The following is a 24,061-nucleotide window of genomic DNA, read 5'->3' as shown; positions in this document are numbered from 1 at the left end:
GTAGGCATTCGAGGTCCTTACGCCCGATCGGGGGATGACCTCGAACAACGTGAGTGACGGCCCGTCGGTCGCGGACGAAGCGGACATTAAGGATGATCGACTGACGGCTGGTGAGCCACGCGGCCGGAGCGGAGGCGCGCCCGAGTGTGTCGTTAAATGTCACCGTGTACTTCGACGTGGCTTCGACGGCCCCTCTGCACCCCGTCGCGCGGCAGGCCCTGACCGCCGCCCTGGACGAGGGCTGGGCCGATCCGGCCCGGCTGTACCGCTCCGGCCGACAGGCCCGGATGCTGCTGGACGCCGCCCGCGAGACGGTGGCCGCCGTCCTGGGCGCGCGGGCGGACGAGATCGCCTTCACCGCGAGCGGCACCCAGGCCGTCCAACTCGGCCTGCTGGGCGCCCTGACCGGGAACCGGCGGCGCGGCGCGCACCTGGTGCACTCCGCGGTGGAGCACTCCAGCGTGCTGCACGTCGCCGAGCGATGGGAGTACCCCCGGCCGGAAGCCGGGGGAGAGGCGGGCGGGGGCTCGGTCTCGGTCGCCCCGGTGGACCGCACCGGGCGCGTGGACCCGGAGGTCTTCGGCTCCCTGCTGCGCCCGGACACCGCGCTGGCCGCGCTGCAGAGCGCCAACCACGAGGTGGGCACCGTCCAGCCGGTCGGCGAGGTCGCCGCGCTGTGCGCCGAGGCCGGGGTGCCGCTGCTGGTGGACGCGGCGCAGAGCGTCGGGCGGACGGACGTCCCGGCGGGCTGGTCGCTGCTGACCGCGAGCGCCCACAAGTGGGGCGGGCCACCCGGGGTCGGGGTCCTCGCCGTACGCAAGGGGGTCCGGTACTCCTCGCCGCTGCCGGCCGACGAGCGCGAGGGCGGCCGGGTGCCCGGCTACGTCAACGTCCCGGCGATCGTGGCCGCGGCCGCCTCGCTGCGCGCCGTACGGGCCGAGGCCGAGCGGGAGAACGCCCGGCTGCACGCGCTGGTGGAACGGATCCGCACCCGGGTGCCGCAGCTGGTGCCCGAGGTCGAGGTGGTCGGCGACCCGGTGCGACGGCTGCCGCACATCGTCACCTTCTCCTGTCTGTACGTGGACGGCGAGGTACTGCTCACCGAGCTGGACCGGGCGGGCTTCGCGGTCTCCTCCGGCTCCTCCTGCACCTCCTCGACGCTGACACCGAGCCATGTGCTGGCCGCGATGGGGGTGCTCACCGAGGGCAACGTCCGGGTCTCGCTGCCGTACGGGACAGCCGAGGCGGACGTGGAGCGCTTCCTCACCGTGCTGCCGGACCTGGTGGCGGGCGTCCGGGCCCCGCTCGGGCTGGACCTGCCGGCGCCGGTGGCGGTGGCGCCGGAGCCGGTGGCACAGACCGCGAGCGGGCGCGTCACAATCATCGATGCCTTGGGCCAGCGCTGCCCGCTGCCGGTGATCGAGCTGGCGAAGCGGATCGGCGAGGTGCCGGTGGGCGGCACGGTCGCCGTGCTGGCGGACGACGAGGCGGCCCGGCTGGACATCCCGGCCTGGTGCGAGATGCGCGGGCAGGAGTACGCGGGCGAGGCCCCGGCCGCCGAGTACGGCGGCGACCGGGGCTCGGCCTACCTGGTGCTGCGCCGCTCCTGAGGGAGCGGGCCTACTTGACCAGGTGGGCGCGGATCTCCGCGGCGGCCTCGGCGCCGTAGTTCTCCTCGAAGCGCTTCAGGAAGGCGCTCGGGCGCAGCTCGTACTCCTGGGTGCCGACGGTCTCGATCACCAGGGTGGCGAGCATGCAGCCGAGCTGGGCGGCGCGCTCCAGGTCCAGCTGCCAGGACAGGCCGGTCAGGAAGCCGGCCCGGAAGGCGTCGCCGACGCCGGTCGGGTCGACCTTGGCCTCCTCCTTCGCGCAGCCGACCAGGATCGGGGCCTCGCCCTTGCGGTCGATCCGGACGCCCTTGCTGCCCAGGGTGGTGACCCGGGTGCCGACGCGGGTGAGCAGCTCCTCGGCGCCCCAGCCGGTCTTGTTCTCGATCAGCGCGGCCTCGTACTCGTTGGTGAACAGGTACGCGGCGCCGTCCACCAGCTCGCGGATGTCGTCGCCCTCCAGGCGGGCCAGCTGCTGGGAGGGGTCGGCGGCGAAGGAGTAGCCGCGGGTGCGGCACTCCTGGGTGTGGCGGACCATGCCCTGCGGGTCGTCGGCGCCGACCAGGACGAGGTCGAGGCCGCCGACGCGGTCGGCGATCGGCTTGAGCTCGATGTTGCGGGCCTCGGCCATGGCACCGGTGTAGAACGAGGCGATCTGGTTGTGGTCCTCGTCCGTGGTGCACATGAAGCGGGCGGTGTGCCGGGTCTCGGAGATGTGGACGGAGTCGCAGTCCACGTTGTTGCGCTCCAGCCAGCTGCGGTACTCGGCGAAGTCCGCACCGGCGGCGCCGACCAGGACCGGCCGGAGCCCGAGCACGCCCATGCCGAACGCGATGTTCGGCGCGACACCGCCGCGGCGGATGTCCAGGGCGTCGACCAGGAACGACAGCGACACGGTGTGCAGCTGCTCGGCGACGAGCTGGTCGGCGAACCGACCGGGGAACGTCATCAGATGGTCGGTGGCGATCGAGCCGGCGACGGCGATACGCACGGAGGTCTCCTCAAGATGGCAGCAGGGCCAGCGGGCGGGGTCGAATGAACCCACTCACGGTACCGGGCCCGCACCGTGCGCCAGCAAGAGTGCCGCTCAAGCTGTCCCCCTCCGGCCATGGTGGCACCCCTCGCCCTCGAACGTGTACTACCTCCGGGTAGCACTGGTGGGTGTACGGAAACCGGGCCTAGGGTCGGCCTTAGAGGGGTCCGGCCGGACCGGGCGGGTCCCGACTTCGACCGTGGCAGTGCCGCCACGGCTCTGGATCGGAGCGATGCCCGATGATGCCCAAACACTCCCCGCCGTCCGCCCTCCGGGGTGAAGCCGACGGCGAGACCCTCGACGCGCTGGTGAGCTCCTCGCGGCGGCTGCGCCGGTTCTGGCCGCTGCTGGCGGCGGACCCGGAGCCGACCGCCCCCGCGTCCGTCGGCGTCCGGGTCCCGTCCGGGGCGCAGCGGCTGGTCGCCGGGATGGCCGAGTACGGCATGATCCGTTCCGTCTGAGAACGGAACCGGATCCGACCGGGGCACGTCACATCCGCGCGGAGCGGCCGAGGGGCGGCGCCGCTGAGCCCTCGGGAGGATGTGCAGATGGACCTGGAGACGATGCCCCGGCGCGGTCGGCGGGCGGTGGCCCTGGCGGCTGTGGCGCTGGCGGCGGTGGTGACGGTGGCCGGGTGCAACGGGGACGGCAAGAGCTCGGCGGACTCGGCGGGCGCCTCCGCCTCCGCGAGTTCCTCGGTCTCGGTGAGTGGCGCCCCGCAGGCCCCGACCGCCTCCGGCACCCCGTCCACGACGGCGACCGGCGAGCCGGCCCGGACGCCGCCGACCGGCGGGGCCCCCACTCCGGCCCAGCCCGCCCCGGGGCAGCCGTCGGGGGCGGCCACTCCCCCGGGCAACGCGATCGCCCCGGGCGAGCCCAACCCGGCCGGCACCGGGGCCGGTCCCGCGGTGCGTCCGCCGATCGCCTACCGGGCGGACGGCGGCAACAAGCTGACCGTCTACTTCTTCGGCGGGGTCTGCACCAAGTACGCGCTGAAGGCGGACGAGTCGCAGGCGGGCAAGGTGGCCGTCGAGATCGTGCCGGGCCCGCCGACCGTCCAGCCGGGGCAGGTCTGCACCGCGCTGGCCAAGCGGCAGGCGGTCGCCGCCGATCTGCGCTCACCGCTGGCCGGGCGGACGGTGGTCGACCGGACGAGCGGCCAGGAGGTGCCGCTGGAGGGCGACCCGCACGCCGGCCCGGACCCGGTGACCCCGGACGGCGCGGCCCGCTAGCCGTGGAAACGCGTGAGGCGGCCCCGGGGAAGTTCCCCGGGGCCGCCTCACGCGTTTCGGGCTGGGCCCGCGCTTCAGGCTTAGCTGAAGGAGTCGCCGCAGGCGCAGGAGCCGGTGGCGTTCGGGTTGTCGATCGTGAAGCCCTGCTTCTCGATGGTGTCGACGAAGTCGACGGTGGCGCCGCCCAGGTACGGGGCGCTCATCCGGTCGGTGACGACCTTGACGCCGTTGAAGTCCTTCACCACGTCGCCGTCGAGCGAGCGCTCGTCGAAGAACAGCTGGTAACGCAGGCCGGAGCAGCCACCGGGCTGGACGGCGACGCGCAGCGCGAGGTCCTCGCGGCCTTCCTGCTCCAGCAGGGCCTTGACCTTTGCCGCGGCGGCATCGGTGAGGAGGATGCCACTCTCGACGGTGGTCTCGTCCTGGACGGTCATCTGCTTTCTCCCGGTCTTGACGACGGTCTGCCGCCAGTGCCAACCAACGGCCGTCCGGATTCATTTCCCGGACGGCGATGGATTTCAGCGGCCTGTTCGGCGGCTGGTTTCCGTGGGCCGGGTGTGCCACCCGTCTCCCTTACGCTCCCCATGCTCGCACAACCGGGCAGTGCGGGGCACCGCCCCGGTCCTGGATCCGGGTGAACCGGCCCCGCGGCCGTCCGTCGGACGCCAGGATGGTCGGCATGATCCTTCGCCAGGTCAGGGACACCGCAGCGGACGCGGAGGTCGTCCAGGAACTGTCCTTCGCCGCCTTCACCGAGCCGACCGCCGCTCCGGCGCCGCCCGAGCCGACACCGCTGCAGCTGGCCCGGACCCGGCACCTGGCACGCACCGATCCCGGGGGCTGCTGGCTGGCGGAAAGCGGCGGGGAGGCGGTCGGGGTGGTGCTGTCGATGCGCCGCGAGGGCCTGTGGACGCCCTCGCTGTTCGCCGTCCGCCCGTCCGCGCAGGGCAAGGGGGTCGGCCGGCTGCTGCTGGAACGGGCCACGGCGCACGCGCGGGGCTGTCTGCGCGGGATGGTCTGCGCCTCGTCCTCCCCAGCGGCGGCCCGCCGCTACCGGCTGGCCGGGTTCACCCTGCACCCGGCGATGCGGCTGACCGGACGGGTGGACCGGAACGGGCTGATCGACCCGGGGGACATCCCGGTGCACCGCGGCAACGCCACCCAGCTGCACCTGCTGGACTCGGTGGACCGGCGGCTGCGCGGGTCGGCGCACGGCCCGGACCACGAGCTGATGCTCGGGCACTTCGAGGAGCTGCTGGTCGCCGACGCGCTGGCCGGCAGCGGCTACTGCTACCGGGACGGCGGCACGGTGCGGCTGCTGGCGGCCACCAGCAAGCGGATCGCCGCCCGGCTGCTGCGCGAGGCGCTGGCCCGGGTGCCGGACGGGGCCGAGGCACGGGTGGAGTACCTGACCGCCGAGCAGGAGTGGGCGCTGGACGTCGGCCTGGAGGTCGGGCTGACGCCGGAGACCGGAGGCTTCGTCGGGGTGCGCGGGATGCGGCCGCCGAGCCCGTACCTGCCGAGCGGAGCGTTCCTGTAGGCGCGCGTACGGCCCCGCCGGGCGAGCCGGTGGGGCCGTACGCGCGGGGCGTCGATCAGGCCATGGTGTCCAGGATCTCCCGGACCATCTCCATGGTCGTGCCCGGGTGCAGGAAGGCGAAGCGGGCCACCGTCTCGCCGTCCCAGCCGGTCGGGGTCACGAAGCCGATCTGGTCCGCGAGCAGCTGCTGCGACCAGCGGTAGTAGTCCTCGTTGGTCCAGCCCTTGCGCTTGAAGCAGACGGCGGAGAGCTGCGGGTCGAACAGCAGCTCCAGGTGCTCGGTGTCACGGATCAGCTGGGCGGTGTCCCGGGCCAGCTGGAGGCCGGTCTCGACGGCGTCGGTGTAGGCCTGGACGCCGTGCACGGCCAGCGAGAACCAGAGCGGCAGGCCGCGGGCGCGCCGGGTCAGGTGGTAGGCGTAGTCGGTGGGGTTCCACTCGTCGCCCTCGGTGTGCAGGACGTCCAGGTAGGAGGCGTCCTGGGTGTGCACGGCGCGGGCGAGCTGCGGGTTGCGGTAGATCAGCGCGGCGCAGTCGAAGGGGGCGAACAGCCACTTGTGCGGGTCGACCACGAAGGAGTCGGCGTGCTCGATGCCGTCGTAGCGCTCGCGCACCGAGGGGGCGAACAGGCCCGCGCCGCCGTAGGCGCCGTCCACGTGGAACCACAGGTCGCGCTCGCGGGCGACCTCGGCCAGGCCCTTGAGGTCGTCGACGATGCCCTCGTTGGTGGTGCCGGCGGTGCCGACGACCGCGATCACCGTTTCGGGGTTGGGGTCGGCGGCCAGGGCGGCGCGCAGCGCCTCGCCGGTGAAGCGCCGGTTGACGGTCGGGACCTTGAAGGCCTCGACGCCGATGATGTTGAAGGTGTTCTTGACCGAGGAGTGCACCTGGTCGGCGACGGCTATCCGCAGCCGCGCCTCCGGCCCGACGCCGAGGCGGCGGCGGGCGGTGTCGCGGGCGACGACCAGGGCGGACAGGTTGCCCGCCGATCCGCCGGAGACGAAGCAGCCGCCGGCCGTCTGGGGCAGGCCCGCGCGGTCGGCGATCAGGCGCAGCACCTGGTTCTCGGCGGCTATCGCGCCGGCCGCCTCCAGCCAGGAGATGCCCTGCAGCGAGGCGCAGGAGACGACCATGTCGAACAGCAGCGCGGCCTTGGTGGGGGCGCACGGGATGAAGGACAGGTAGCGCGGGCTGTCGGCGGAGATGACCGCGCGGGACAGCTCGTGGTCGTAGAGCTTGAGCACGTCGGCCGGGTTGTTGCCGTCCTGGTTCAGCAGGCCGGACAGCTGGGCGCGCAGGTGCTCGCCGTCACCGGGGTGGTCGAGCGGAACGGGGTCGTACTGCAGTCGCTCCCGCATGTAGTCGAAAACCAGGTCGACCAGTTCGTTGTCGGGCCGGTGCATGCGGTCGGGTGCTGCGGACACGGCTGTCCCTCTCGGCTGTGGGTGTCGGGGGGATCCGGTCTGCGGGACGCCTCACCGCGCCGACCGGACGTGATCAGCGTAGGCAGCGGCGGTGCTTCGACGCGCGTCGGAACGCGGCTGGTCAGGCAGGTTTCGAGCGTCTTCGGGCGGGTCCGCGCAGGATTCCTGCGTGGGGCCGGACGGGTCAGCCGATCAGCTGGGAGAGGACCACCGAGGAGCGGCTGCGCTGGACGCCGGGCTCGCGCCGGATGCGCTCGATGACGGCCTCCAGATGGCGCATGTCGGCGGCCCGCAGGTGGACCAGGGCGTCCGGGTCCCCGGTGACCGTCCAGGCGGCGACCACCTCGGGGAACTGGCGCAGGCTGGCGAGGATCTCCTCGGGGGCGGTGCGCTCGCGGCAGTAGACCTCGACGAAGGCCTCGGTCTGCCAGCCGAGCACGGCCGGGTCCAGCACCACGGTGAAGCCCCGCACCACACCGCGCGCCCGGAGCCGGTCGATCCGACGGCGCACGGCGGTGGCGGAGAGGTTCACCTGCAGGCCGATCTCGGCGTAGGAGGCGCGGCCGTCGCTGCCGAGGCGGGCGAGGAGCTGCCGATCGGTCTCGTCCAGGTCGGCCCCGATCACCTCGTGCGCTCGGCTGCTGGTCATCGGTGCGGGGCTCCACGGGTCGTGCGGGGGTCGAGGGGACGTCCCGGCGGCGGCTGGTGCTCGGCCACGGCCGCTGCCGAAACGGTTCGCCACCCATTCTGGCGGATGACCTGAACGAGTTCATCGCTGGCGGATGACGGGGAGAAGGCCCGGGCCTGTCCGGCGGGGATCCGCCGGACAGGCCTCTAGCTAGTCCACCAGCAGGACGATCTTCCCCCGGGTGCGGCCCTCGGCGCTGAGCGCCTGGGCGGAGGCCGCCTGGGCGAGCGGGAAGGTGGAGGCGACGGTGACGGTCAGCCGGCCGTCGTCGGCGAGCTCGGCCAGTTCGGCCAGGTCCGCCGTGTCCGGGCGGACCCAGACGTAGTGGCCACCGAGGGCCTTCACGCCGAAGTCGGTGATCGAGGCGATCCGGCCCGGGTCGGCCACCAGCCCGGCCGAGACCTGGACGGCGCCGCGGCCGATCAGGTCGAGGGCCGCGTCCACGCCGTCCGGGGCGAGCGCGCGGACCCGTTCGGCCAGGCCCTCGCCGTAGGCGACCGGCTCGGCGCCCAGGCCGCGCAGGTAGTCGTGGTTGCGCTCGCCCGCCGTGCCGATCACCCGGGCGCCGCGGGCGCGGGCGATCTGGACGGCCAGGTGGCCGACCCCGCCGGCCGCGGCGTGCACCAGCAAGGTCTCCCCCTCGGTGAGCCGCAGCACCCGCAGGCTCTGCAGCGCGGTGAGCCCGGCCAGCGGCAGGCCGCCGCACTGCGCCCAGTCCAGCGCGGCGGGCCGGCGGGCGAGGGTACGGACGGGGGCGGAGACCAGCTCGGCGTAGGTCCCGTGCTCGACGGCGTCCTTGCGGACGTAGCCGTACACCTCGTCGCCGGGGGTGAACTCAGTCACCCCGCCGCCGACGGCGCGGACCACGCCGGCCACGTCCCAGCCCATGACCAGCGGGAAGTGGACGTCCAGCATGCCGTCCAGGGCGCCGTCCCGGATCTTCCAGTCCACCGGGTTCACCCCGGCCGCCCGTACCTGCACCAGGACCGAGTCGGGCCCGACCTTGGGGTCGGGCAGGTCGGTGTACTCGACCACCTCGGGGCCGCCGTAGCGGTTGATCGCGATTGCCTTCATGGGCTCAGCCATACCCGGCGGCTTCGAAATATCGATTCGGCCACGCCCGGAAGCATTCGTTTTGGCGAGCGGTTCTCGTCACATCGACAGGATGGCCATCGTCACTCTGACGCTAACCGGTTAGAATAGATAGCGTCAGATAGACGAAAAGGCTCAACCGCTTGATCGGCCGCACAGAAGGGCACCCGCCCGTGACCACCACCATCACCGAGACCTACGGCGTCGACCCCACTCCGACGCCGCTCGCTCTGCTGCTGCTCGGCCGGGAGGCCGATCCGAACAGCGAGCGCGGCGTCGAGTGCCCCGGCGACCTCCCCCCGGCCTCCGACCCGGACCTCGTCGAACGCGCCCGCGCGGCCAAGGCCGCGCTCGGCGACCGCGTCTTCATCCTCGGACACCACTACCAGCGCGACGAGGTGATCGAGTTCGCCGACGTCACCGGCGACTCCTTCAAGCTCGCCCGCGACGCGGCGGCCCGCCCCGAGGCCGAGTACATCGTCTTCTGCGGCGTGCACTTCATGGCCGAGTCCGCGGACATCCTCACCAGCGACCGGCAGCAGGTCGTCCTGCCGGACCTCGCGGCCGGCTGTTCGATGGCCGACATGGCCACCGCCGAGCAGGTCGCCGAGTGCTGGGACGTGCTGGCCGACGCCGGCATAGCCGACGTCACCGTCCCGGTCTCGTACATGAACTCCTCCGCCGACATCAAGGCCTTCACCGGCAGGCACGGCGGCCTCATCTGCACCTCCTCCAACGCCAAGCGCGCCCTGGAGTGGGCGTTCGAGCAGGGCGAGAAGGTGCTCTTCCTGCCCGACCAGCACCTCGGCCGCAACACCGCCGTGCGCGACATGGGCTTCTCGCTGGACGACTGCGTCGTCTACAACCCGCACAAGCCGAACGGCGGCCTGACCGCCGAGCAGCTGCGGGACGCGAAGATGATCCTCTGGCGCGGCCACTGCTCGGTGCACGGCCGGTTCAGCCTGGACTCGGTGAACGACGTCCGCGAGCGGATCCCCGGCGTGACCGTCCTGGTGCACCCCGAGTGCAAGCACGAGGTCGTCGCGGCCGCCGACATGGTGGGCTCGACCGAGTACATCATCAAGGCCCTGGACGCGGCCGAGCCCGGCACCAAGTGGGCCATCGGCACCGAGCTGAACCTGGTCCGCCGCCTGGCCAAGGCGCACCCGGACAAGGAGATCGTCTTCCTGGACCGCGCGGTCTGCTTCTGCTCGACCATGAACCGGATCGACCTGCCGCACCTGGTCTGGGCGCTGGAGTCGCTGGTCGAGGGCCGGGTGCCGAACGTGATCACCGTCGACCCGGAGACCGAGAAGTACGCCAAGGAGGCGCTGGACCGGATGCTGGCCCTGCCGTAGTCCGGCCCCGCGACCCGCCTGCTCGCCCGGAGGCGAGCGGGCGGGTCACCGCCCCGGGCCGGCGAGTCACAGGCGAGCGGGCGGGTCACCGCCCCGGGCCGGCGAGTCACAGGCGAGCGGGCGACTAGCACCGAAGGGCGGGCCCCCTCCCATCGGAGGGGGCCCGCCCTTTCGTCTGGCAACAGCCGGAGGAGCTACTCGTACTCGGGGAACCCCGGGATCACGCCCTCGCCCTCGGACAGCAGCAGCGCGCGGACCTCACTGATCGTCGCCTCGGAGTTCGGCAGGATCAGGTCGGACGGCTCCAGAGCGTCGTCGGGCAACCGGGTGCCGTACCGCATCACCGCGTCCAGCAGCTTGCCGTAGGCCTGGCGGAAGTTCTCCTCGTCGCCCGACTCCACTGCGGTGAGCAACTCGTCGTCGAGCTGGTTGAGCAGGTTCAGGTGGTCCTCGCCCACCTCGAACTGCCCCTCACCCATGACCCTCATGATCATGCCGTGCGTCTCCCTGGTTCGTGGGGTCGAGCTCAGATCACTTGTTGTAGTTGATGCGCGGGGTGTCCTGCGGCTGCTGCTGGGGCTGCTGCTGCGGCTGCCCCTGCTCGATCGCCGCCGGACCGGAGGAGGAACCGCCGGACAGCTCGGCCTTCATCCGGGCGAGCTCCAGCTCGACGTCGGAGCCGCCGGCCACCCGCTCCAGCTCGGCCTCGATGTCGTCCTTGCGGCCGAGACCGCTCGCGTCGTCGAGCGCGCCGGAGGCCAGCAGCTCGTCGATCGCACCGGCCCGGGCCTGCATCTGCGCGGTCTTGTCCTCGGCACGCTGGATGGCCAGGCCGACGTCGCCCATCTCCTCCGAGATGCCGGAGAAGGACTCGGCGATGCGGGTCTGCGCCTGGGCCGCGGTGTAGGTGGCCTTGATGGTCTCCTTCTTGGTGCGGAAGGCGTCCACCTTGGCCTGCAGCCGCTGGGAGGCGAGCGTGAGCTTCTCCTCCTCGGCCTGCAGGGCCTGGTACTGCGTCTCCAGGTCGTTGATCTGGGACTGCATGTTGGCCTTGCGGGTCAGCGCCTCGCGCGCGAGGTCCTCGCGGCCGAGCGACAGCGCCTTGCGGCCCTGGTCCTCGTACTTCGCGGACTGCTGCTGGAGCTGGGTCAGCTGGAGTTCCAGGCGCTTGCGCGAGGTCGCGACGTCCGCGACACCACGCCGTACCTTCTGCAGCAGTTCGAGCTGCTTCTGGTAGGAGTAGTCAAGCGTCTCACGCGGATCCTCCGCCCGGTCCAAGGCCTTGTTCGCCTTGGAGCGGAAGATCAGCCCCATACGCTTCATGATTCCGTCGCTCATGGGCCTCGGGTGCCCCCTTCTCCGGCCTGCGGTGTATATCTCGTTACCAGACACGACGAGTGTATGTGCAGCGAGCCCGTCGCCGCAGTGCACCTGCCTGCAACAAGACTGCTACAGCGACCGGTGGCAGTTCCTCATCCCCCGGGTGGATCCGACTCTCATCCTCCCCATAGTCCATCCGACTGATCCCCTACGGGAAGGGCTCGGGAAACCCGGTTCGGGGCCGGACCCGGAGGATCGATATGCGTTTGGGTCCGAGGGGACCCGTGGTCGCGGCGACGCACCCCGTACGCTGGTGGTGTGTTCCGACGCCGTTCAGATGATGCCGCCGCCTCCGCCACCGTGCTGGAGAAGCAGGACGAGACGACCCAGGCCCGCCACCCGCAGGCCAAGAAGGGCCGCCCCACCCCCAAGCGCAGTGAGGCCGAGGCCAACCGGCGTACCCGGGTGACGGTGCCCAAGGACCGCAAGGAGGCCTCCCGCCAGGCGCGCGACCGGATGCGGGTCGAGCGCGAGAAGCAGCGCCAGGCCCTGATGGACGGCGACGAGCGCCACCTGCCGGCCCGCGACAAGGGCCCGGTGCGTAAGTTCGCCCGTGACTACATCGACTCGCGCTGGTCGCTGGCCGAGTTCTTCCTGCCCGCCGCCGTCGTCATCCTGGTGCTCAGCATCATCAAGGTGCAGGCCCTGCAGCTGCTGTCGACGCTGCTGTTCCTGCTGTTCTTCGTCCTGGTGGTCCTGGACTTCGTGCGCCTCGGCTTCGGCCTGCGCAAGCAGCTGGGCGAGCGCTTCGCCGGGCAGAACACCCGCGGCGTGGTCGCCTACGGCATCATGCGCACCCTGCAGATGCGCCGGCTGCGCCTGCCCAAGCCGCAGGTGCGGCGCGGGGAGAAGCCCTGACCGCCGAACCGGTGGACTCCGGCTGGGCCCCGCCCTCCTGGGAGGGGCCCGGCCTGTACGCGCTTCCCGGACAGGGGGACGGCGGCCACGACCGGCTCGGCCAGGAGCGTCGGCTGCCCTCGCGCAGCGGCTCCTTCGCCGGCGGCGCCGGCGCCTGGCTGGACCGGCTCGGCGGACTGCGCAACTTCGTCCGCCAGGAGCTCGTCTCCCGCCAGCTCGCCGAGCAGCTGACCGGCCGCACCGCGCAGCGCGTCCTCGACATCGGCTGCGGCCAGGGCACCCAGGCCCTGCGGCTCGCGCGGGCCGGCCACTACGTCACCGGGATCGACTCCGACCCGGTCGCGCTCGACGTCGCCCAGGGGGCGCTGGCCGAGGAACCGTCCGAGGTGCGCGGCCGGCTGCAGCTGCTCAGCGGTGACGGCCACCAGTGCGGGCGCTGGTTCGGCCCGCGCAGCTTCGACGTGGTGCTCTGCCACGGCGTCCTGATGTACCTGCCCGACCCGGACCCGATGATCGCCTCGCTGGCCCGGCTGCTGGCGCCCGGCGGTCTGCTCTCGCTGCTGGTCCGCAACCGCGACGCGCTGGCGCTGCGGCCCGCCGCCGCCGGGGACTGGCGGGCCGCCCTGCACGCCTTCGAGAGCGACCGGTACTACAACCGGCTCGGGCTGGCCGCCCGGGCCGACCGGCTCGCCGACCTGACCGTCACCCTCTCCGAGGTGTCGGTGCCGCTCAAACACTGGTACGGCGTGCGGGTCTTCACCGACAACGCGCCCGACGACGCGACCCCGCCGGTGGACGGGCGCCAGCTGGCCCAGCTGCTGGAAGCCGAGGACCGGGCCGCCCGCACCGACCCGTACCGGCGGGTCGCCGCGCTGCTGCACGTGATCGGGGCGAAGTAGCGGCTGATCGCCCGCCGTCCCCCGGGGCGGGGGCTCAGGCCTCGTGCAGGCTCATCGCGTAAATCTGCTGACCGTCGTCCAGCAGGACCGCGGTGTCCACGCCGTCCTCGACGAGCTGCTTCCAGCTCTCCCCGATCCAGGTCTCGGCGTCCCCCTGGCCGGCGAACTCCTCCTGGCCGCCGGTGGGCGTCACCGCACTGCCGTCCGCCTTCTCGTACCGCCACGTCCAGACCATGCCCGGCTCCTCCCGCGCTTCCCGCTGCCTATGTGGTGCGCACCATAGCCTGCCCGGCTCGATCTTCCGTATGCCTGGTCGGGCAGGATGGGCGCCATGTCGCCCCACTCCCCGCTCCCCCGCACGCTGCTGCTCGGCGGCGCGCGCTCCGGCAAGTCCACCCGCGCCGAGCAGTTGCTCGCCGACCGGCCGGACGTCCTGTACGTGGCCACCGGCGGCACCCGGGACGGCGACGCCGAGTGGGCCCAGCGGATCGAGCTGCACCGGGAGCGGCGGCCGGCGAGCTGGCGCACCGCCGAGACCTGCGACCTGGAGGCCGTGCTCACCGACGCCGCCGACCCGTCGCCGGTGCTGATCGACTGCCTGGCGCTGTGGCTGACCTCGGTGATGGACGAGTGTGACGCCTGGGACGACCGGGCCTGGGCGGACGGCGGCGAGGCCGCGGTGCAGCGTCGCTGCCAGGCACTGGCCGCGGCCTGGGCGGCCACCTCACGGACGGTCGTCGCGGTGAGCAACGAGGTCGGCATGGGTGTCGTCCCGGCGACCGCCGCCGGCCGCCGGTTCCGAGACACCCTCGGACGGCTGAACATGGCGGTGGCGGACGCCGCGGACCGGGTACTGCTGGTCGTGGCCGGACAAGTCCTGACCATCAAATCCGTTGGCGTGTAGCCTTCCGGACGGTGACTCCTCCGCCTCAGCAAGTGAGGCGGCTTCTCACTCGACCGCTTGCGCAGTCTCATGACGGCCAAGCCCTGACCACTGCCTGGTGCAGACCCCGAACGTACCTCGCGCATCCTGCGCTGTGAGCGAGAAACGGATATATGGACAAGACCGTGGATCTCGACGCGTTCTCCTCGCTCGTCGAGCGCCCCGACGACAGCGCCCGGCGGGCCGCCGAGGAGCGCTGGCAGGAGGCCGGCCGACCGCGCGGCGGGCTCGGCAAGCTGGAGGAGCTGGGCAGCTGGCTGTCGTCCGTACAGGGGCACTCCCCGGTGCGGCCGGTGTCGGCCCCCAAGGTGCTGCTGTTCGCCGCGGACCACGGTGTGGCCGCGCTCGGGGTCTCCCGGCTGCCCGCCCAGGGCGGCACCGCGGCCCGGGTGCGGGCGGTGCTCGACGGCACCGCGCCGGTGGCCCGGCTGGCCGCGCGCTACGGCGCCGAGGTACGGGTGGTCGACGTCGGCGTGGACACCGACGCCGCGAACTTCCCGGACGAGGTGGTCACCCACCGGATCCGGCGCGGCTCCGGCCGGATCGACGTCGAGGACGCGCTCACCCCGGAGGAGACCGTACGGGCGTTCCGGGCCGGCATGGCCGTGGCCGACGAGGAGGCCGACTCCGGCACCGACCTGGTGCTGCTCGGCGACCTCGGGGTCGGCGCCACCACGGTGGCCGCCGTGCTGGTCGGCGCGCTGTGCGGGACGGACGCCGCCGCGGTCTGCGGACGCGGCTCGGGCATCGACGACCGGGTGTGGATGGTCAAGTGCGCCACCATCAGGGACTCGCTGCGGCGGGCCCGGCCGGTGCTCGGCGACCAGATCGCCCTGCTCGGCGCGACCGGCGGGGCCGACTTCGCGGCGATCACCGGCTTCCTGCTGCAGGCCGCCGTCCGCCGGCTGCCGGTGGTGCTGGACGGTGTGGTCTCGGCCGCCTGCGCGCTGGTCGCGCAGCGGATCGCCTTCCGGGCCCCGGAGTGGTGGCGGGCCGGGCAGTCCAGCGGCGAGCCGGCCCAGGCGAAGGCGTACGACCGACTGACCCTGACGCCACTGCAGGACCAGGGGATCACCATGGGCGAGGGTGTCGGCGCGCTGCTGGCGCTGCCGCTGCTCCAGGCGGCGGGCGACGCGCTCGCGGACGAGGCGCCGAGGCCGTTCGTCCCGGCGGCTCCCAAGGAGCAGCCGAAGCTGCCCTCGGCGGCGGATCTGCTCAGGAGGCTGTAGCAGGGGCGGGGCGCCTGCGACTGAGCGTTGGTGCTCAGGCGGCAGGCCCGGCCCTTCCGCTTCGCGCAGTTCCCCGCGTCCCTTTCGGGGCGCGGGGATTCTGTTTGTCCGGGGCGCGGGGCTTCGGTCGGTGCGGGGCCCGGGGGTTTGGTTCGTGCGGTGCAGTGCGGTGCGGTGAGGGAGTGGGAGCGATGGCCGGCGACGGCGAGCGGGCGACGTGGGGCGAGGGGCTGCGGTTCACGTTCGGGACGCTGTCGGTGCTGCGGGTGCGGGTGGAGCGGTGGGACCGCGCGGCGGGGGCGCGGGCGATGACGGTGGCCCCGGCGGTGGGGTTGGTGCTGGGCGCCGTCGCGGCCGGGGCGGGGGCGCTGGTGGCCTGGCGGGCGGGCGGGCTGCTCGGGGCGGTGACGGCGGTGGGGGCGCTCGCCGCGCTGACCCGGGGGCTGCACCTGGACGGTCTGGCGGACGTCGCCGACGGGCTGGGCAGCGGCAAGCCGGCCGAGGACGCACTGCGGATCATGAAGCAGTCCGACATCGGCCCGTTCGGCGTACTGACCCTCCTTCTCGTACTGCTGGCCCAGGTCGCCGCGCTGGCCGGGCAGTTCGGGCACTCGGTGCCGCGCGGCGCGCTCGCGGTGCTCGCCTCGGCGGTGGCCGCCCGGTGCGCGCTCGGCTGGGGCTGTCTGCGGTCGGTGCCGGCCGCCCGTCCGGGTGGGCTCGGGGCGATGGTGGCGAGCACCGTGACGCCCGCCGGGGCCGCCGCCGGGACGGCCCTCGGGGCACTGGCCGTCGCAGCGGCCGGGCTGTTCGACGGATGGTCAGCTCTTCGACTCCCGCTGGCCGTTGTGCTCGGCGTCGGCTGCGCCCGGCTGCTGCTCGGACGCTGTGTCCGACGGTTCGGCGGAATCACCGGGGACGTGCTCGGCGCGACGGCGGAGACGGCGGCCACCGGCACGCTGTTCGCCTTGGCGTTGCTCGGCTGACACCGGGCGGCGCGTGATCCCACCATGCGGACTACCATGCGTGAAGCACCGCAGCCCTGCACCGTGGCAGGTCCTGCCCGCCGGCGGGTACCGAGGAGCCGGGGCCTCTGGTGTGCGCGGCCGCCACGGCGGACGCGCGCACCAGGGGGCCCGGACCCGCAGACCCGTCGGCGGACGGCCTGCCACGGCGGGCTGCGCCGGTTCGGCAGTCACGCCGCGACCGGCCGTGGACCCGCGAAAGAACAGGACGCATTACGTGACTGCATTGTCTGTGAGCACCTCCTCCGCCGCCTCGCTGCGCGCGGACGCCCTGGTGGTCGGTCTCGCGAAGGGCCCGAAGGGCATCGTGCTGGCCCCCGGCGCCGAGGCCGTGAACGAGGCGTTCGAGGGCAAGCTGGCCGAGGTCCTCAGCACCCTGGGCGCGACCGGCGCCGAGGGCGAGACCGTCAAGGTGCCCTCCCCCGCCGGCCTGAAGGCCCCGCTCGTCCTCGCGGTCGGCCTCGGCGAGGCTGCCGAGGAGCGTTACGAGCCGGAGGCGCTGCGCCGCGCCGCCGGTGTCGCCGCCCGCGCCCTGGCCGGCGCCAAGAAGGCCGCGCTGGCCCTGCCGACCGAGTCCGCGGACGACGTGGAGGCGCTGGCGCTGGGCGGTCTGCTCGGCTCGTACGCCTTCGGCACGTACAAGGGCAACGGCAACGGCAAGGAGCCGGTCGGCGAGCTGGTCGTGCTGGCCGCCCGCAAGGGCAGCAAGGACGCCAAGGCCGCCGTGGAGCGCGCCGCCGCGATCGGCGAGGAGATGAACCGCGCCCGCGACCTGGTCAACGCCGCGCCGAACGACCTGAACCCGAAGAGCTTCGCCGCGATCGCCCAGGCGGCCGGCAAGGAGCACGGCCTCAAGGTCGAGGTGCTGGACGAGAAGGCCCTGACCAAGGGCGGCTACGGCGGCCTGCTGGGCGTCGGCGGCGGCTCGGCCAACCCGCCGCGGCTGGTGAAGGTGGCCTACACCCACCCGAAGGCGAAGGCCACGCTGGCCTTCGTCGGCAAGGGCATCACCTACGACTCGGGCGGCATCTCGCTGAAGCCGGCCGGCCACAACGAGACCATGAAGTGCGACATGGCCGGCGCCGCCGCCGTGTTCGCCGCCGTGGTGGCCGCCAAGCGCCTGGGCCTGGCCGTCAACGTCACCGGCTGGCTGGCGCTGGCCGAGAACATGCCGTCCGGCTCCGCCACCCGCCCGGGTGACGTGCTGCGCATGTACGGCGGCAAGACCGTCGAGGTGCTGAACACCGACGCCGAGGGCCGTCTGGTGCTGGCCGACGCGATCGTGCGGGCCGGCGAGGAGAACCCGGACGTCATCGTCGACGTGGCGACCCTGACCGGCGCCATGGTGCTGGCCCTGGGCACCCGCACCTTCGGCGTGATGTCCAACAGCGACGAGCTGCGCGAGAACCTGCACGCCATCGCGGGCGAGGTCGGCGAGCAGTCCTGGCCGATGCCGCTGCCGGCCGAGCTGCGCAAGGGCTTCACCGAGTCGACCATCGCCGACCTGGCCAACATGGGCGAGCGGATGGGCGGCGGCCTGGTGGCCGGCCTCTTCCTGAAGGAGTTCGTGGCCGAGGGCACCGACTGGGCGCACCTGGACATCGCCGGCCCGGCGTTCCACGAGAGCGCGCCGTTCGGCTACACCCCGAAGGGCGGCACCGCGAGCGCGGTGCGCACCCTGGTCCGCTTCGCCGAGCAGACCGCGGCCAACGGCAAGGCCTGATCCGACCGGACCTGAGCCTCCACGGGGGCCCGGCGCACACGCGCCGGGCCCCCGTCGGCGTTCCCGCGGGGGTTACCTGCGAGTAGGCCGGGACACCCGGGCGCACCTCTGTTCGCCACGGGCGAAACTTTGTTCCACAGAGCGGAAGAGGTAGCGGCGAACAGGGCGGAAGGCGCCCGTCCGGCGGCTGTCAATACCGCGTTGAGCTGCGATGATGCCCTTCCGTCTGGGGTGTTCCCGCCCCGGCGACCACCCTGTGGGACACCCCTGGGGCGGACCCGGACATCAGCCGCCGCGAACAAGTGCGAAGATGTATTTCCGGCACGACTGGGCGCCTCACAAAGGCATCCGACCCACCGGACCGCGACCGGCCCGGCGACCCACCCCATTGCATGGAGGACGTGACGTGGCGAACGACGCCAGCACCGTTTTCGACGTAGTCATTCTCGGAGGCGGAAGCGGCGGTTACGCCGCGGCGCTCCGCGCCGCTCAGCTGGGTCTGAGCGTTGCCCTGATCGAGAAGGGTGAGCTGGGCGGCACCTGCCTGCACCGCGGCTGCATCCCGACCAAGGCGCTGCTGCACGCCGCCGAGATCGCGGACGAGACGAAGGAGGCCGCCGAGTTCGGCGTGCTGGCCACCTTCCAGGGCATCGACATCAACGGCGTCCACAAGTACAAGGACGACGTCATCGCCGGCCTGTACAAGGGCCTGCAGGGCCTGGTGGCGTCCCGCAAGGTCACCTTCATCCAGGGCGAGGGCAAGCTCTCCTCGCAGACCTCGGTGGACGTCAACGGCCAGCGCATCGAAGGCCGCCACATCGTCCTGGCCACCGGTTCGGTGCCGCGCTCGATCCCGGGCCTGGAGATCGACGGCAACCGCGTGATCTCCTCCGACCACGCCCTCAAGCTCGACCGCATCCCGAAGTCGGCCGTCATCCTGGGCGGCGGCGTCATCGGCGTCGAGTTCGCCTCGGTCTGGAAGTCCTTCGGCGTCGAGGTCACCATCGTCGAGGCGCTGCCGCACCTCGTCCCGCTCGAGGACGAGAACTCCTCCAAGCTGCTGGAGCGCGCGTTCCGCAAGCGCGGCATCAAGTTCGAGCTGAAGGCCCGCTTCTCGGGCGTCGAGTACACCGAGAGCGGTGTCCGCGTCTCCACCGAGAACGGCAAGCAGATCGACGCCGACCTGCTGCTCGTCGCCATCGGCCGCGGCCCGGTCTCGGCCGGCCTCGGCTACGAGGAGAACGGCGTCGCGATGGACCGCGGCTACGTCCTGGTCGACGAGTACATGCGCACCAACGTGCCCACCATCTCGGCCGTCGGCGACCTCGCCCCGACCCTGCAGCTCGCCCACGTCGGCTTCGCCGAGGGCATCCTGGTCGCCGAGCGCCTGGCCGGCCTGAAGCCGATGCCGATCGACTACGACGGCGTCCCGCGGGTGACCTACTCCAACCCCGAGGTCGCCTCCGTCGGCATCTCCGAGGCCAAGGCCGTCGAGCTGTACGGCAAGGAGAAGGTCGTCACCCTCAAGTACAACCTGGCCGGCAACGGCAAGAGCAAGATCCTGAAGACCGCCGGCGAGATCAAGCTCGTCCAGGTCAAGGACGGCGCCGTGGTCGGCGTCCACATGGTCGGCGCCCGCATGGGCGAGCAGGTCGGCGAAGCCCAGCTGATCTACAACTGGGAGGCCCTGCCGGCCGAGGTCGCGCAGCTGATCCACGCGCACCCGACCCAGTCCGAGGCCCTGGGCGAGGCGCACCTGGCGCTGGCCGGCAAGCCGCTGCACGCGCACGACTGATCGCGCCCACCACCCCCTTTTCCAGTACTTCCCGTACGCAAGACTTGATAGGAGTCGCTGAAACCATGGCGGTCTCAGTAACACTGCCCGCGCTGGGCGAGAGCGTTTCCGAGGGCACCGTCACCCGTTGGCTGAAGGCCGAGGGTGAGCGTGTCGAGGTCGACGAGCCGCTGCTGGAGGTGTCGACCGACAAGGTCGACACCGAGATCCCGGCTCCCGCCTCCGGCATCCTGGCCTCGATCAAGGTCGGCGAGGACGAGACCGTCGAGGTCGGCGCCGAGCTGGCGATCATCCACGACGGCTCCGAGGCCGCCGCTGCCGCCCCGGCGCCCGCCGTCGAGGCCGCTCCGGTCGCTGCCCCGGCCGCCCCGGTCGCCGCTCCGGCTCCGGTCGCCGAGGCCCCGGCTGCCGCTCCGGTTGCTGCCGCGCCGGCCGGCGACGCCCACCCGGTGCTGCTGCCCGCGCTGGGCGAGTCGGTCACCGAGGGCACCGTCACCCGCTGGCTGAAGGCCGAGGGTGAGACGGTCGAGGTCGACGAGCCGCTGCTCGAGGTCTCCACCGACAAGGTCGACACCGAGATCCCGTCGCCCGTCGCCGGCGTCGTCGTCAAGATCCTGGTCGGCGAGGACGAGACCGCCGAGGTCGGCGCCCAGCTCGCGCTGATCGGTGCCCCGGGTGCTGCCGCTCCGGCCCCGGTCGCTGCGCCGGCTCCGGTCGCCGCTCCGGCCCCGGTCGCCGCTCCGGTCGCCCCGGCTGCCCCGGCTCCGGTCGCCGCCCCGGCCCCGGTTGCCGCTCCGGTCGCCCCGGCTGCCCCGGCCCCGGCTCCGGTCGCCGCTCCGGCTCCGGTCGCCGCTCCGGCTCCGGTCGCCGCTCCGGCCCCGGTCGCCGCTCCGGCCCCGGTCGCCCCGGCCGCCGACGCCGGTGACGCCTACGTCACCCCGCTGGTGCGCAAGCTCGCCGCCGAGCAGGGTGTCGAGCTGTCCTCCGTCGCCGGCACCGGCGTCGGCGGTCGCATCCGCAAGCAGGACGTCATCGCCGCCGCGGAGGCCGCCAAGGCCGCCCCGGCCCCGGTCGCCGCCGCCGCTCCGGCCGCCGCGCCGAAGGCCGCCGCCGCGCCGTCCGTCCTGCGCGGCCAGACGGTCAAGATGACCCGCATGCGCAAGGTCATCGGCGACAACATGATGAAGGCCCTGCACGAGCAGGCCCAGCTGACCAGCGTGGTCGAGGTGGACGTCACCAAGATCATGTCGCTGCGCGCCAAGGCCAAGGACGGCTTCCTCGCCCGCGAGGGCGTCAAGCTCTCCCCGATGCCGTTCTTCGTCAAGGCCGCCGCCCAGGCGCTGAAGGCCCACGCGGTCGTCAACGCCCGGATCAACGAGGCCGAGGGCACCATCACCTACTTCGACACCGAGAACATCGGTATCGCGGTGGACTCCGAGAAGGGTCTGATGACCCCGGTCATCAAGGGTGCGGGCGACCTCAACATCGCCGGCATCTCGAAGAAGACCGCCGAGCTGGCCGCCAAGGTCCGCGACAGCAAGATCACCCCGGACGAGCTGTCCGGCGCCACCTTCACCATCAGCAACACCGGCTCGCGCGGTGCACTGTTCGACACCGTGATCGTGCCGCCGAACCAGGCCGCCATCCTGGGCATCGGCGCCACCGTGAAGCGCCCGGTCGTCATCGAGGCCGACGGCGGCACCGCCATCGGCATCCGCGACATGACCTACCTGTCGCTCTCCTACGACCACCGCCTGGTGGACGGCGCCGACGCCGCCCGCTACCTGGTCGCGGTCAAGGAGATCCTGGAGGCCGGCGAGTTCGAGGTCGAGCTCGGCCTGTAAGGCACCCCGGTCGTACCGAACCCCGCGTCGTCCCCGGACGGCGCGGGGTTCCGCCGTTCCCGGACGGCGCGGGATTCCGCCGTCTTCTCCTCGGGTCGCGGCATGCGCCGAGGCGGCCGAGCGGGGATGCTGGAGCGGTGATGGACGAGACCGACTTCTGGCAGATCATCGACGAGACCCGGGAGGCCGCCGAGGGCGATCCCGACGAGCAGGCCGACCGGCTGGTCGAGCACCTCGTCCGGCTGACCCCGGACGACGTGATCGACTTCGCCCGGCTGTTCGAGGCCCGGTTCCAGCGCGCCTACCGCTACGACCTGTGGGGCGCGGCCTACCTGCTGCTGGACGGCGCCTCCGAGGACACCTTCGACTTCTTCCGCTGCTGGCTGATCGGCCAGGGCCGGGAGGTCTTCGAGGGCGGGCTGGCCGAGCCGGACGACCTGGCGGACCTGCTGCCCGAGTTCGACGAGGAGGAGGACGGCGAGGCCGAGGACCTCGGCTACGCGGCCGACGAGGCGTACGAGCGGCTGACCGGCCTGCCGTTGCCCGAGGTGGGCGGTCGACAGGCCGGGCGGCCGGCCGGGGCGGCGCTGGACTTCGACGACCCGGACGTCATGGCGAAACGCTTCCCCAAGCTCTGGGAGCGCTACGGGGACTGATCGGGATCGGTCAGGTGCTGCTGCCCGAGCTGCCGTCCTGCTTGATGCCCTTGAGGATCTGGTCCAGCACCGAGGCGTCCGGCGCGGCCGGGTCGTCGTCCACACCGCCCTCGAAGACCACGTAGCCGCCGCCCTTGGCCGGGACGGCGGCCAGCAGGACGTAGCCCTGGGTGCCGTCCGAGGTGCGGACGTGCCAGCGGGTGGCGTAGCCGAGCACTCCGGCGACGCTGACGGAGCCGGAGCCGGAGTCGGTGTGCGAGGTGATCCCGGTGAAGATGCCCCCGGCGTAGGCCGGCATCGCGGCGTCGGCGGCCGCCTTGGGCGAGTCGCCCTGGATGGTGTCCTTCTCCACCGAGAACTGGCCGCGGATGCACGCGTTGCCGTCCGCGCAGGTGTAGCGGCCGCTGCCGAGGTAGACCGTGGAGTGCGCCGGGTTGGGCGACACGTCCCAGCCGTCCAGCACCGGGACGGTTATCGCGTGCTGGGCGTCCGGGACGGTGCTCTTCACGACCGGGACGGGCTTGGGCGGCGCGACGGTGGTCGTGCTCTCGGTCGGGGAGGGGGTCGGCCCGGGGCTGTCGCTCCGGCTGACCGACACGGTGGGGCTCGGGGTCGGGCCCGCCTTCGGGTCGCCGCCCTGGCTGAGCACGAGCCCGGTGATGATCACGCCCACGGCCAGCACGCCGACCGTGATCCCGATGATCACACCGGGCTTGGTCCCCGCGGGGGCGGGCGGCTGGTAGCCCTGGCCCGGGTAGTAGCCACCGCCCTGGTAGGCCTCCTGGCCGGGGTAGCCGTACCCGGGGGTCTGGCCGGCGTCCTGGCCCGGGTAGCCGTAGCCGGGGGCCCGGCCGTCCTGGCCGGGGTAGCCGTAGCCGGGGGCGGGCGAGCCGCCCTGCGCCGGGTAGCCGTAGCCGGGCTGCGGGGGCTGCGGGGCCGGCGGCTGCCAGGCCTGGGTCGGGGCGTCGGCGAGCTGTCCGGCGCCGCCCTGGAGCGGCCGGACCTCGCTGGTCCAGGCATTGCCGTCCCACCAGCGCTCGTGACCGGGGGTGCCGTCCGCACCGGGGACCGGGTACCACCCGGGAGGCGTCGAGTTGCTCACGGGCGTACGGTACCCGGCGGGGCACGGCTCCAGACAGGGTGGGTACGTCACGACTCTGCAGCGCCCGCTCCACTGACGCCACGTCAGCTCGTGTGCCTCAGTCGACCAGTCGGCGGGCCATCCAGATGTCGTCCACGTACTGGCCGTCGATCAGGAACTCCTCGGTCAGCGAGCCCTCCACGACGAAGCCGCAGCTCTCGTACAGCCGACGGGCCGGGGCGTTCCAGCCGAGCACCCGCAGGGTCAGCCTGCGGGCGCCCTCGGCCCGGGCCGCGGTGCAGGCCGCCTCGACCAGGCGGCGGCCGATGCCCCGGCCGCGGACCGTGTCGTCGACGACGAGGCCCTGGATCTGCCGGACGTGCCGGTTGCTGGCCAGCGGGGTCGGCGGGACCTGGCGGGTGTAACCGACGATCCGGCCGTCCAGCACGGCGAGCAGGTACTGGTCGGGAGTGTGCCGCTCGTCGAAGATCCCGTCCCTGGCCTGCGGCTCCGGGGAGACGTCGGAGAGGGTGGACCAGGAGGCCCGGTCGAGGGCGGCGAGCTCGCGGTCGTCCTCCGACCGCGCCGGACGGATGATCAGATCGCCATGGGAGTCACGGGGCATGCGCGTCAGCCTAATGACGCGCGTACGAACGTG

The 24,061-nt window shown here is 72.9% G+C and carries 23 protein-coding genes and 1 pseudogene; 14 read left to right on the top strand and 10 right to left on the bottom strand.

What is annotated here, in order from left to right; genetic code table 11:
- Positions 1-164: 164 nt before the first annotated feature.
- The gene (locus ACIRYZ_RS05280) at positions 165-1,610 is read left to right on the top strand and encodes a cysteine desulfurase/sulfurtransferase TusA family protein (RefSeq protein WP_402939796.1); all 1,446 of its coding nucleotides are present in this window, start codon (positions 165-167) and stop codon (positions 1,608-1,610) included.
- A gap of 10 nt (positions 1,611-1,620) precedes the next feature.
- Here the strand turns inward: ACIRYZ_RS05280 and ACIRYZ_RS05275 are convergent, their stop codons facing one another.
- Positions 1,621-2,598 carry a carbohydrate kinase family protein gene (locus ACIRYZ_RS05275; protein ID WP_393030506.1) on the bottom strand — a complete coding sequence of 326 codons (978 nt, stop codon included), beginning with the start codon at positions 2,596-2,598 and terminating at the stop codon, positions 1,621-1,623.
- A 281-nt stretch (positions 2,599-2,879) separates the two neighbouring features.
- Here ACIRYZ_RS05275 and ACIRYZ_RS05270 point away from each other — a divergent pair, with 281 nt between their 5' ends.
- Positions 2,880-3,101, top strand: coding sequence for a hypothetical protein (locus ACIRYZ_RS05270; RefSeq protein ID WP_402939792.1), 222 nt, complete (start codon positions 2,880-2,882; stop codon positions 3,099-3,101).
- Between the two features lie 87 nt (positions 3,102-3,188).
- Positions 3,189-3,872, top strand: coding sequence for a hypothetical protein (locus ACIRYZ_RS05265; protein WP_402939789.1), 684 nt, complete (start codon positions 3,189-3,191; stop codon positions 3,870-3,872).
- 80 nt (positions 3,873-3,952) lie between these two features.
- On the opposite strand, the gene erpA is transcribed toward ACIRYZ_RS05265, so the two are convergent.
- Entirely contained in the window at positions 3,953-4,306 is a 354-nt protein-coding gene (gene erpA / locus ACIRYZ_RS05260) for an iron-sulfur cluster insertion protein ErpA (protein WP_387623529.1), read from the bottom strand.
- Positions 4,307-4,551: 245 nt separating this feature from the next.
- Between erpA and ACIRYZ_RS05255 the strand changes: the two genes are divergently transcribed.
- Positions 4,552-5,412: a GNAT family N-acetyltransferase gene (locus ACIRYZ_RS05255; protein WP_402939786.1), complete on the top strand. Its 861-nt coding sequence runs from the start codon at positions 4,552-4,554 to the stop codon at positions 5,410-5,412.
- 55 nt (positions 5,413-5,467) lie between these two features.
- Here the strand turns inward: ACIRYZ_RS05255 and ACIRYZ_RS05250 are convergent, their stop codons facing one another.
- From ACIRYZ_RS05250 to ACIRYZ_RS05240, 3 genes are all read right to left on the bottom strand, one after another.
- A complete protein-coding gene (locus ACIRYZ_RS05250) occupies positions 5,468-6,835 on the bottom strand; it encodes a pyridoxal phosphate-dependent decarboxylase family protein (RefSeq protein WP_402939783.1) in 1,368 nt (455 codons plus the stop codon).
- A 184-nt stretch (positions 6,836-7,019) separates the two neighbouring features.
- Positions 7,020-7,484: an Lrp/AsnC family transcriptional regulator gene (locus ACIRYZ_RS05245; RefSeq protein WP_270147404.1), complete on the bottom strand. Its 465-nt coding sequence runs from the start codon at positions 7,482-7,484 to the stop codon at positions 7,020-7,022.
- Between the two features lie 189 nt (positions 7,485-7,673).
- Entirely contained in the window at positions 7,674-8,597 is a 924-nt protein-coding gene (locus ACIRYZ_RS05240; RefSeq protein WP_402939780.1) for an NADP-dependent oxidoreductase, read from the bottom strand.
- A gap of 191 nt (positions 8,598-8,788) precedes the next feature.
- On the opposite strand from ACIRYZ_RS05240, the gene nadA reads away from it, so the two are divergent.
- Complete coding sequence (gene nadA / locus ACIRYZ_RS05235) at positions 8,789-9,973, top strand: quinolinate synthase NadA (protein WP_402939777.1); 1,185 nt, start codon at positions 8,789-8,791, stop codon at positions 9,971-9,973.
- Positions 9,974-10,167: 194 nt separating this feature from the next.
- Here nadA and ACIRYZ_RS05230 read toward each other — a convergent pair whose 3' ends face one another.
- A complete protein-coding gene (locus ACIRYZ_RS05230; protein ID WP_387623120.1) occupies positions 10,168-10,467 on the bottom strand; it encodes a hypothetical protein in 300 nt (99 codons plus the stop codon).
- 37 nt (positions 10,468-10,504) lie between these two features.
- Complete coding sequence (locus ACIRYZ_RS05225; RefSeq protein ID WP_387623123.1) at positions 10,505-11,311, bottom strand: PspA/IM30 family protein; 807 nt, start codon at positions 11,309-11,311, stop codon at positions 10,505-10,507.
- A 300-nt stretch (positions 11,312-11,611) separates the two neighbouring features.
- Between ACIRYZ_RS05225 and ACIRYZ_RS05220 the strand changes: the two genes are divergently transcribed.
- Together ACIRYZ_RS05220 and ACIRYZ_RS05215 are read left to right on the top strand one after the other, a co-directional pair.
- Positions 11,612-12,211, top strand: coding sequence for a DUF3043 domain-containing protein (locus tag ACIRYZ_RS05220; protein ID WP_402939773.1), 600 nt, complete (start codon positions 11,612-11,614; stop codon positions 12,209-12,211).
- A gap of 158 nt (positions 12,212-12,369) precedes the next feature.
- A complete protein-coding gene (locus ACIRYZ_RS05215; RefSeq protein ID WP_402940530.1) occupies positions 12,370-13,110 on the top strand; it encodes a class I SAM-dependent methyltransferase in 741 nt (246 codons plus the stop codon).
- 34 nt (positions 13,111-13,144) lie between these two features.
- Here ACIRYZ_RS05215 and ACIRYZ_RS05210 read toward each other — a convergent pair whose 3' ends face one another.
- Complete coding sequence (locus tag ACIRYZ_RS05210; RefSeq protein ID WP_387623127.1) at positions 13,145-13,345, bottom strand: hypothetical protein; 201 nt, start codon at positions 13,343-13,345, stop codon at positions 13,145-13,147.
- A 120-nt stretch (positions 13,346-13,465) separates the two neighbouring features.
- Between ACIRYZ_RS05210 and cobU the strand changes: the two are divergent.
- The 7 genes and pseudogenes from cobU to ACIRYZ_RS05175 form a co-directional block, all read left to right on the top strand.
- Positions 13,466-14,014, top strand: a pseudogene (cobU, locus tag ACIRYZ_RS05205) (bifunctional adenosylcobinamide kinase/adenosylcobinamide-phosphate guanylyltransferase); the annotation flags it as partial.
- Between the two features lie 152 nt (positions 14,015-14,166).
- On the top strand, positions 14,167-15,282 hold the full coding sequence (locus tag ACIRYZ_RS05200) for a nicotinate-nucleotide--dimethylbenzimidazole phosphoribosyltransferase (protein WP_402939770.1): 1,116 nt from the start codon (positions 14,167-14,169) through the stop codon (positions 15,280-15,282).
- A 191-nt stretch (positions 15,283-15,473) separates the two neighbouring features.
- Entirely contained in the window at positions 15,474-16,265 is a 792-nt protein-coding gene (locus tag ACIRYZ_RS05195) for an adenosylcobinamide-GDP ribazoletransferase (RefSeq protein ID WP_402939768.1), read from the top strand.
- Between the two features lie 256 nt (positions 16,266-16,521).
- Complete coding sequence (locus ACIRYZ_RS05190) at positions 16,522-18,027, top strand: leucyl aminopeptidase (RefSeq protein WP_402939765.1); 1,506 nt, start codon at positions 16,522-16,524, stop codon at positions 18,025-18,027.
- Between the two features lie 406 nt (positions 18,028-18,433).
- Positions 18,434-19,822, top strand: coding sequence for a dihydrolipoyl dehydrogenase (gene lpdA / locus ACIRYZ_RS05185; RefSeq protein ID WP_402939763.1), 1,389 nt, complete (start codon positions 18,434-18,436; stop codon positions 19,820-19,822).
- A 65-nt stretch (positions 19,823-19,887) separates the two neighbouring features.
- On the top strand, positions 19,888-21,666 hold the full coding sequence (sucB, locus tag ACIRYZ_RS05180) for a 2-oxoglutarate dehydrogenase, E2 component, dihydrolipoamide succinyltransferase (RefSeq protein WP_402939760.1): 1,779 nt from the start codon (positions 19,888-19,890) through the stop codon (positions 21,664-21,666).
- A gap of 140 nt (positions 21,667-21,806) precedes the next feature.
- The gene (locus tag ACIRYZ_RS05175) at positions 21,807-22,322 is read left to right on the top strand and encodes a DUF4240 domain-containing protein (RefSeq protein WP_387623142.1); all 516 of its coding nucleotides are present in this window, start codon (positions 21,807-21,809) and stop codon (positions 22,320-22,322) included.
- 10 nt (positions 22,323-22,332) lie between these two features.
- On the opposite strand, the gene ACIRYZ_RS05170 is transcribed toward ACIRYZ_RS05175, so the two are convergent.
- Entirely contained in the window at positions 22,333-23,424 is a 1,092-nt protein-coding gene (locus tag ACIRYZ_RS05170) for a DUF2510 domain-containing protein (RefSeq protein ID WP_402939757.1), read from the bottom strand.
- Between the two features lie 97 nt (positions 23,425-23,521).
- The gene (locus ACIRYZ_RS05165; RefSeq protein WP_402939754.1) at positions 23,522-24,028 is read right to left on the bottom strand and encodes a GNAT family N-acetyltransferase; all 507 of its coding nucleotides are present in this window, start codon (positions 24,026-24,028) and stop codon (positions 23,522-23,524) included.
- Positions 24,029-24,061 lie beyond the last annotated feature (33 nt).

Source organism: Kitasatospora sp. NPDC101155, from assembly GCF_044768305.1.
Classification (GTDB): domain Bacteria; phylum Actinomycetota; class Actinomycetes; order Streptomycetales; family Streptomycetaceae; genus Kitasatospora.
This window is presented reverse-complemented; position numbering and strand designations above follow the sequence as displayed.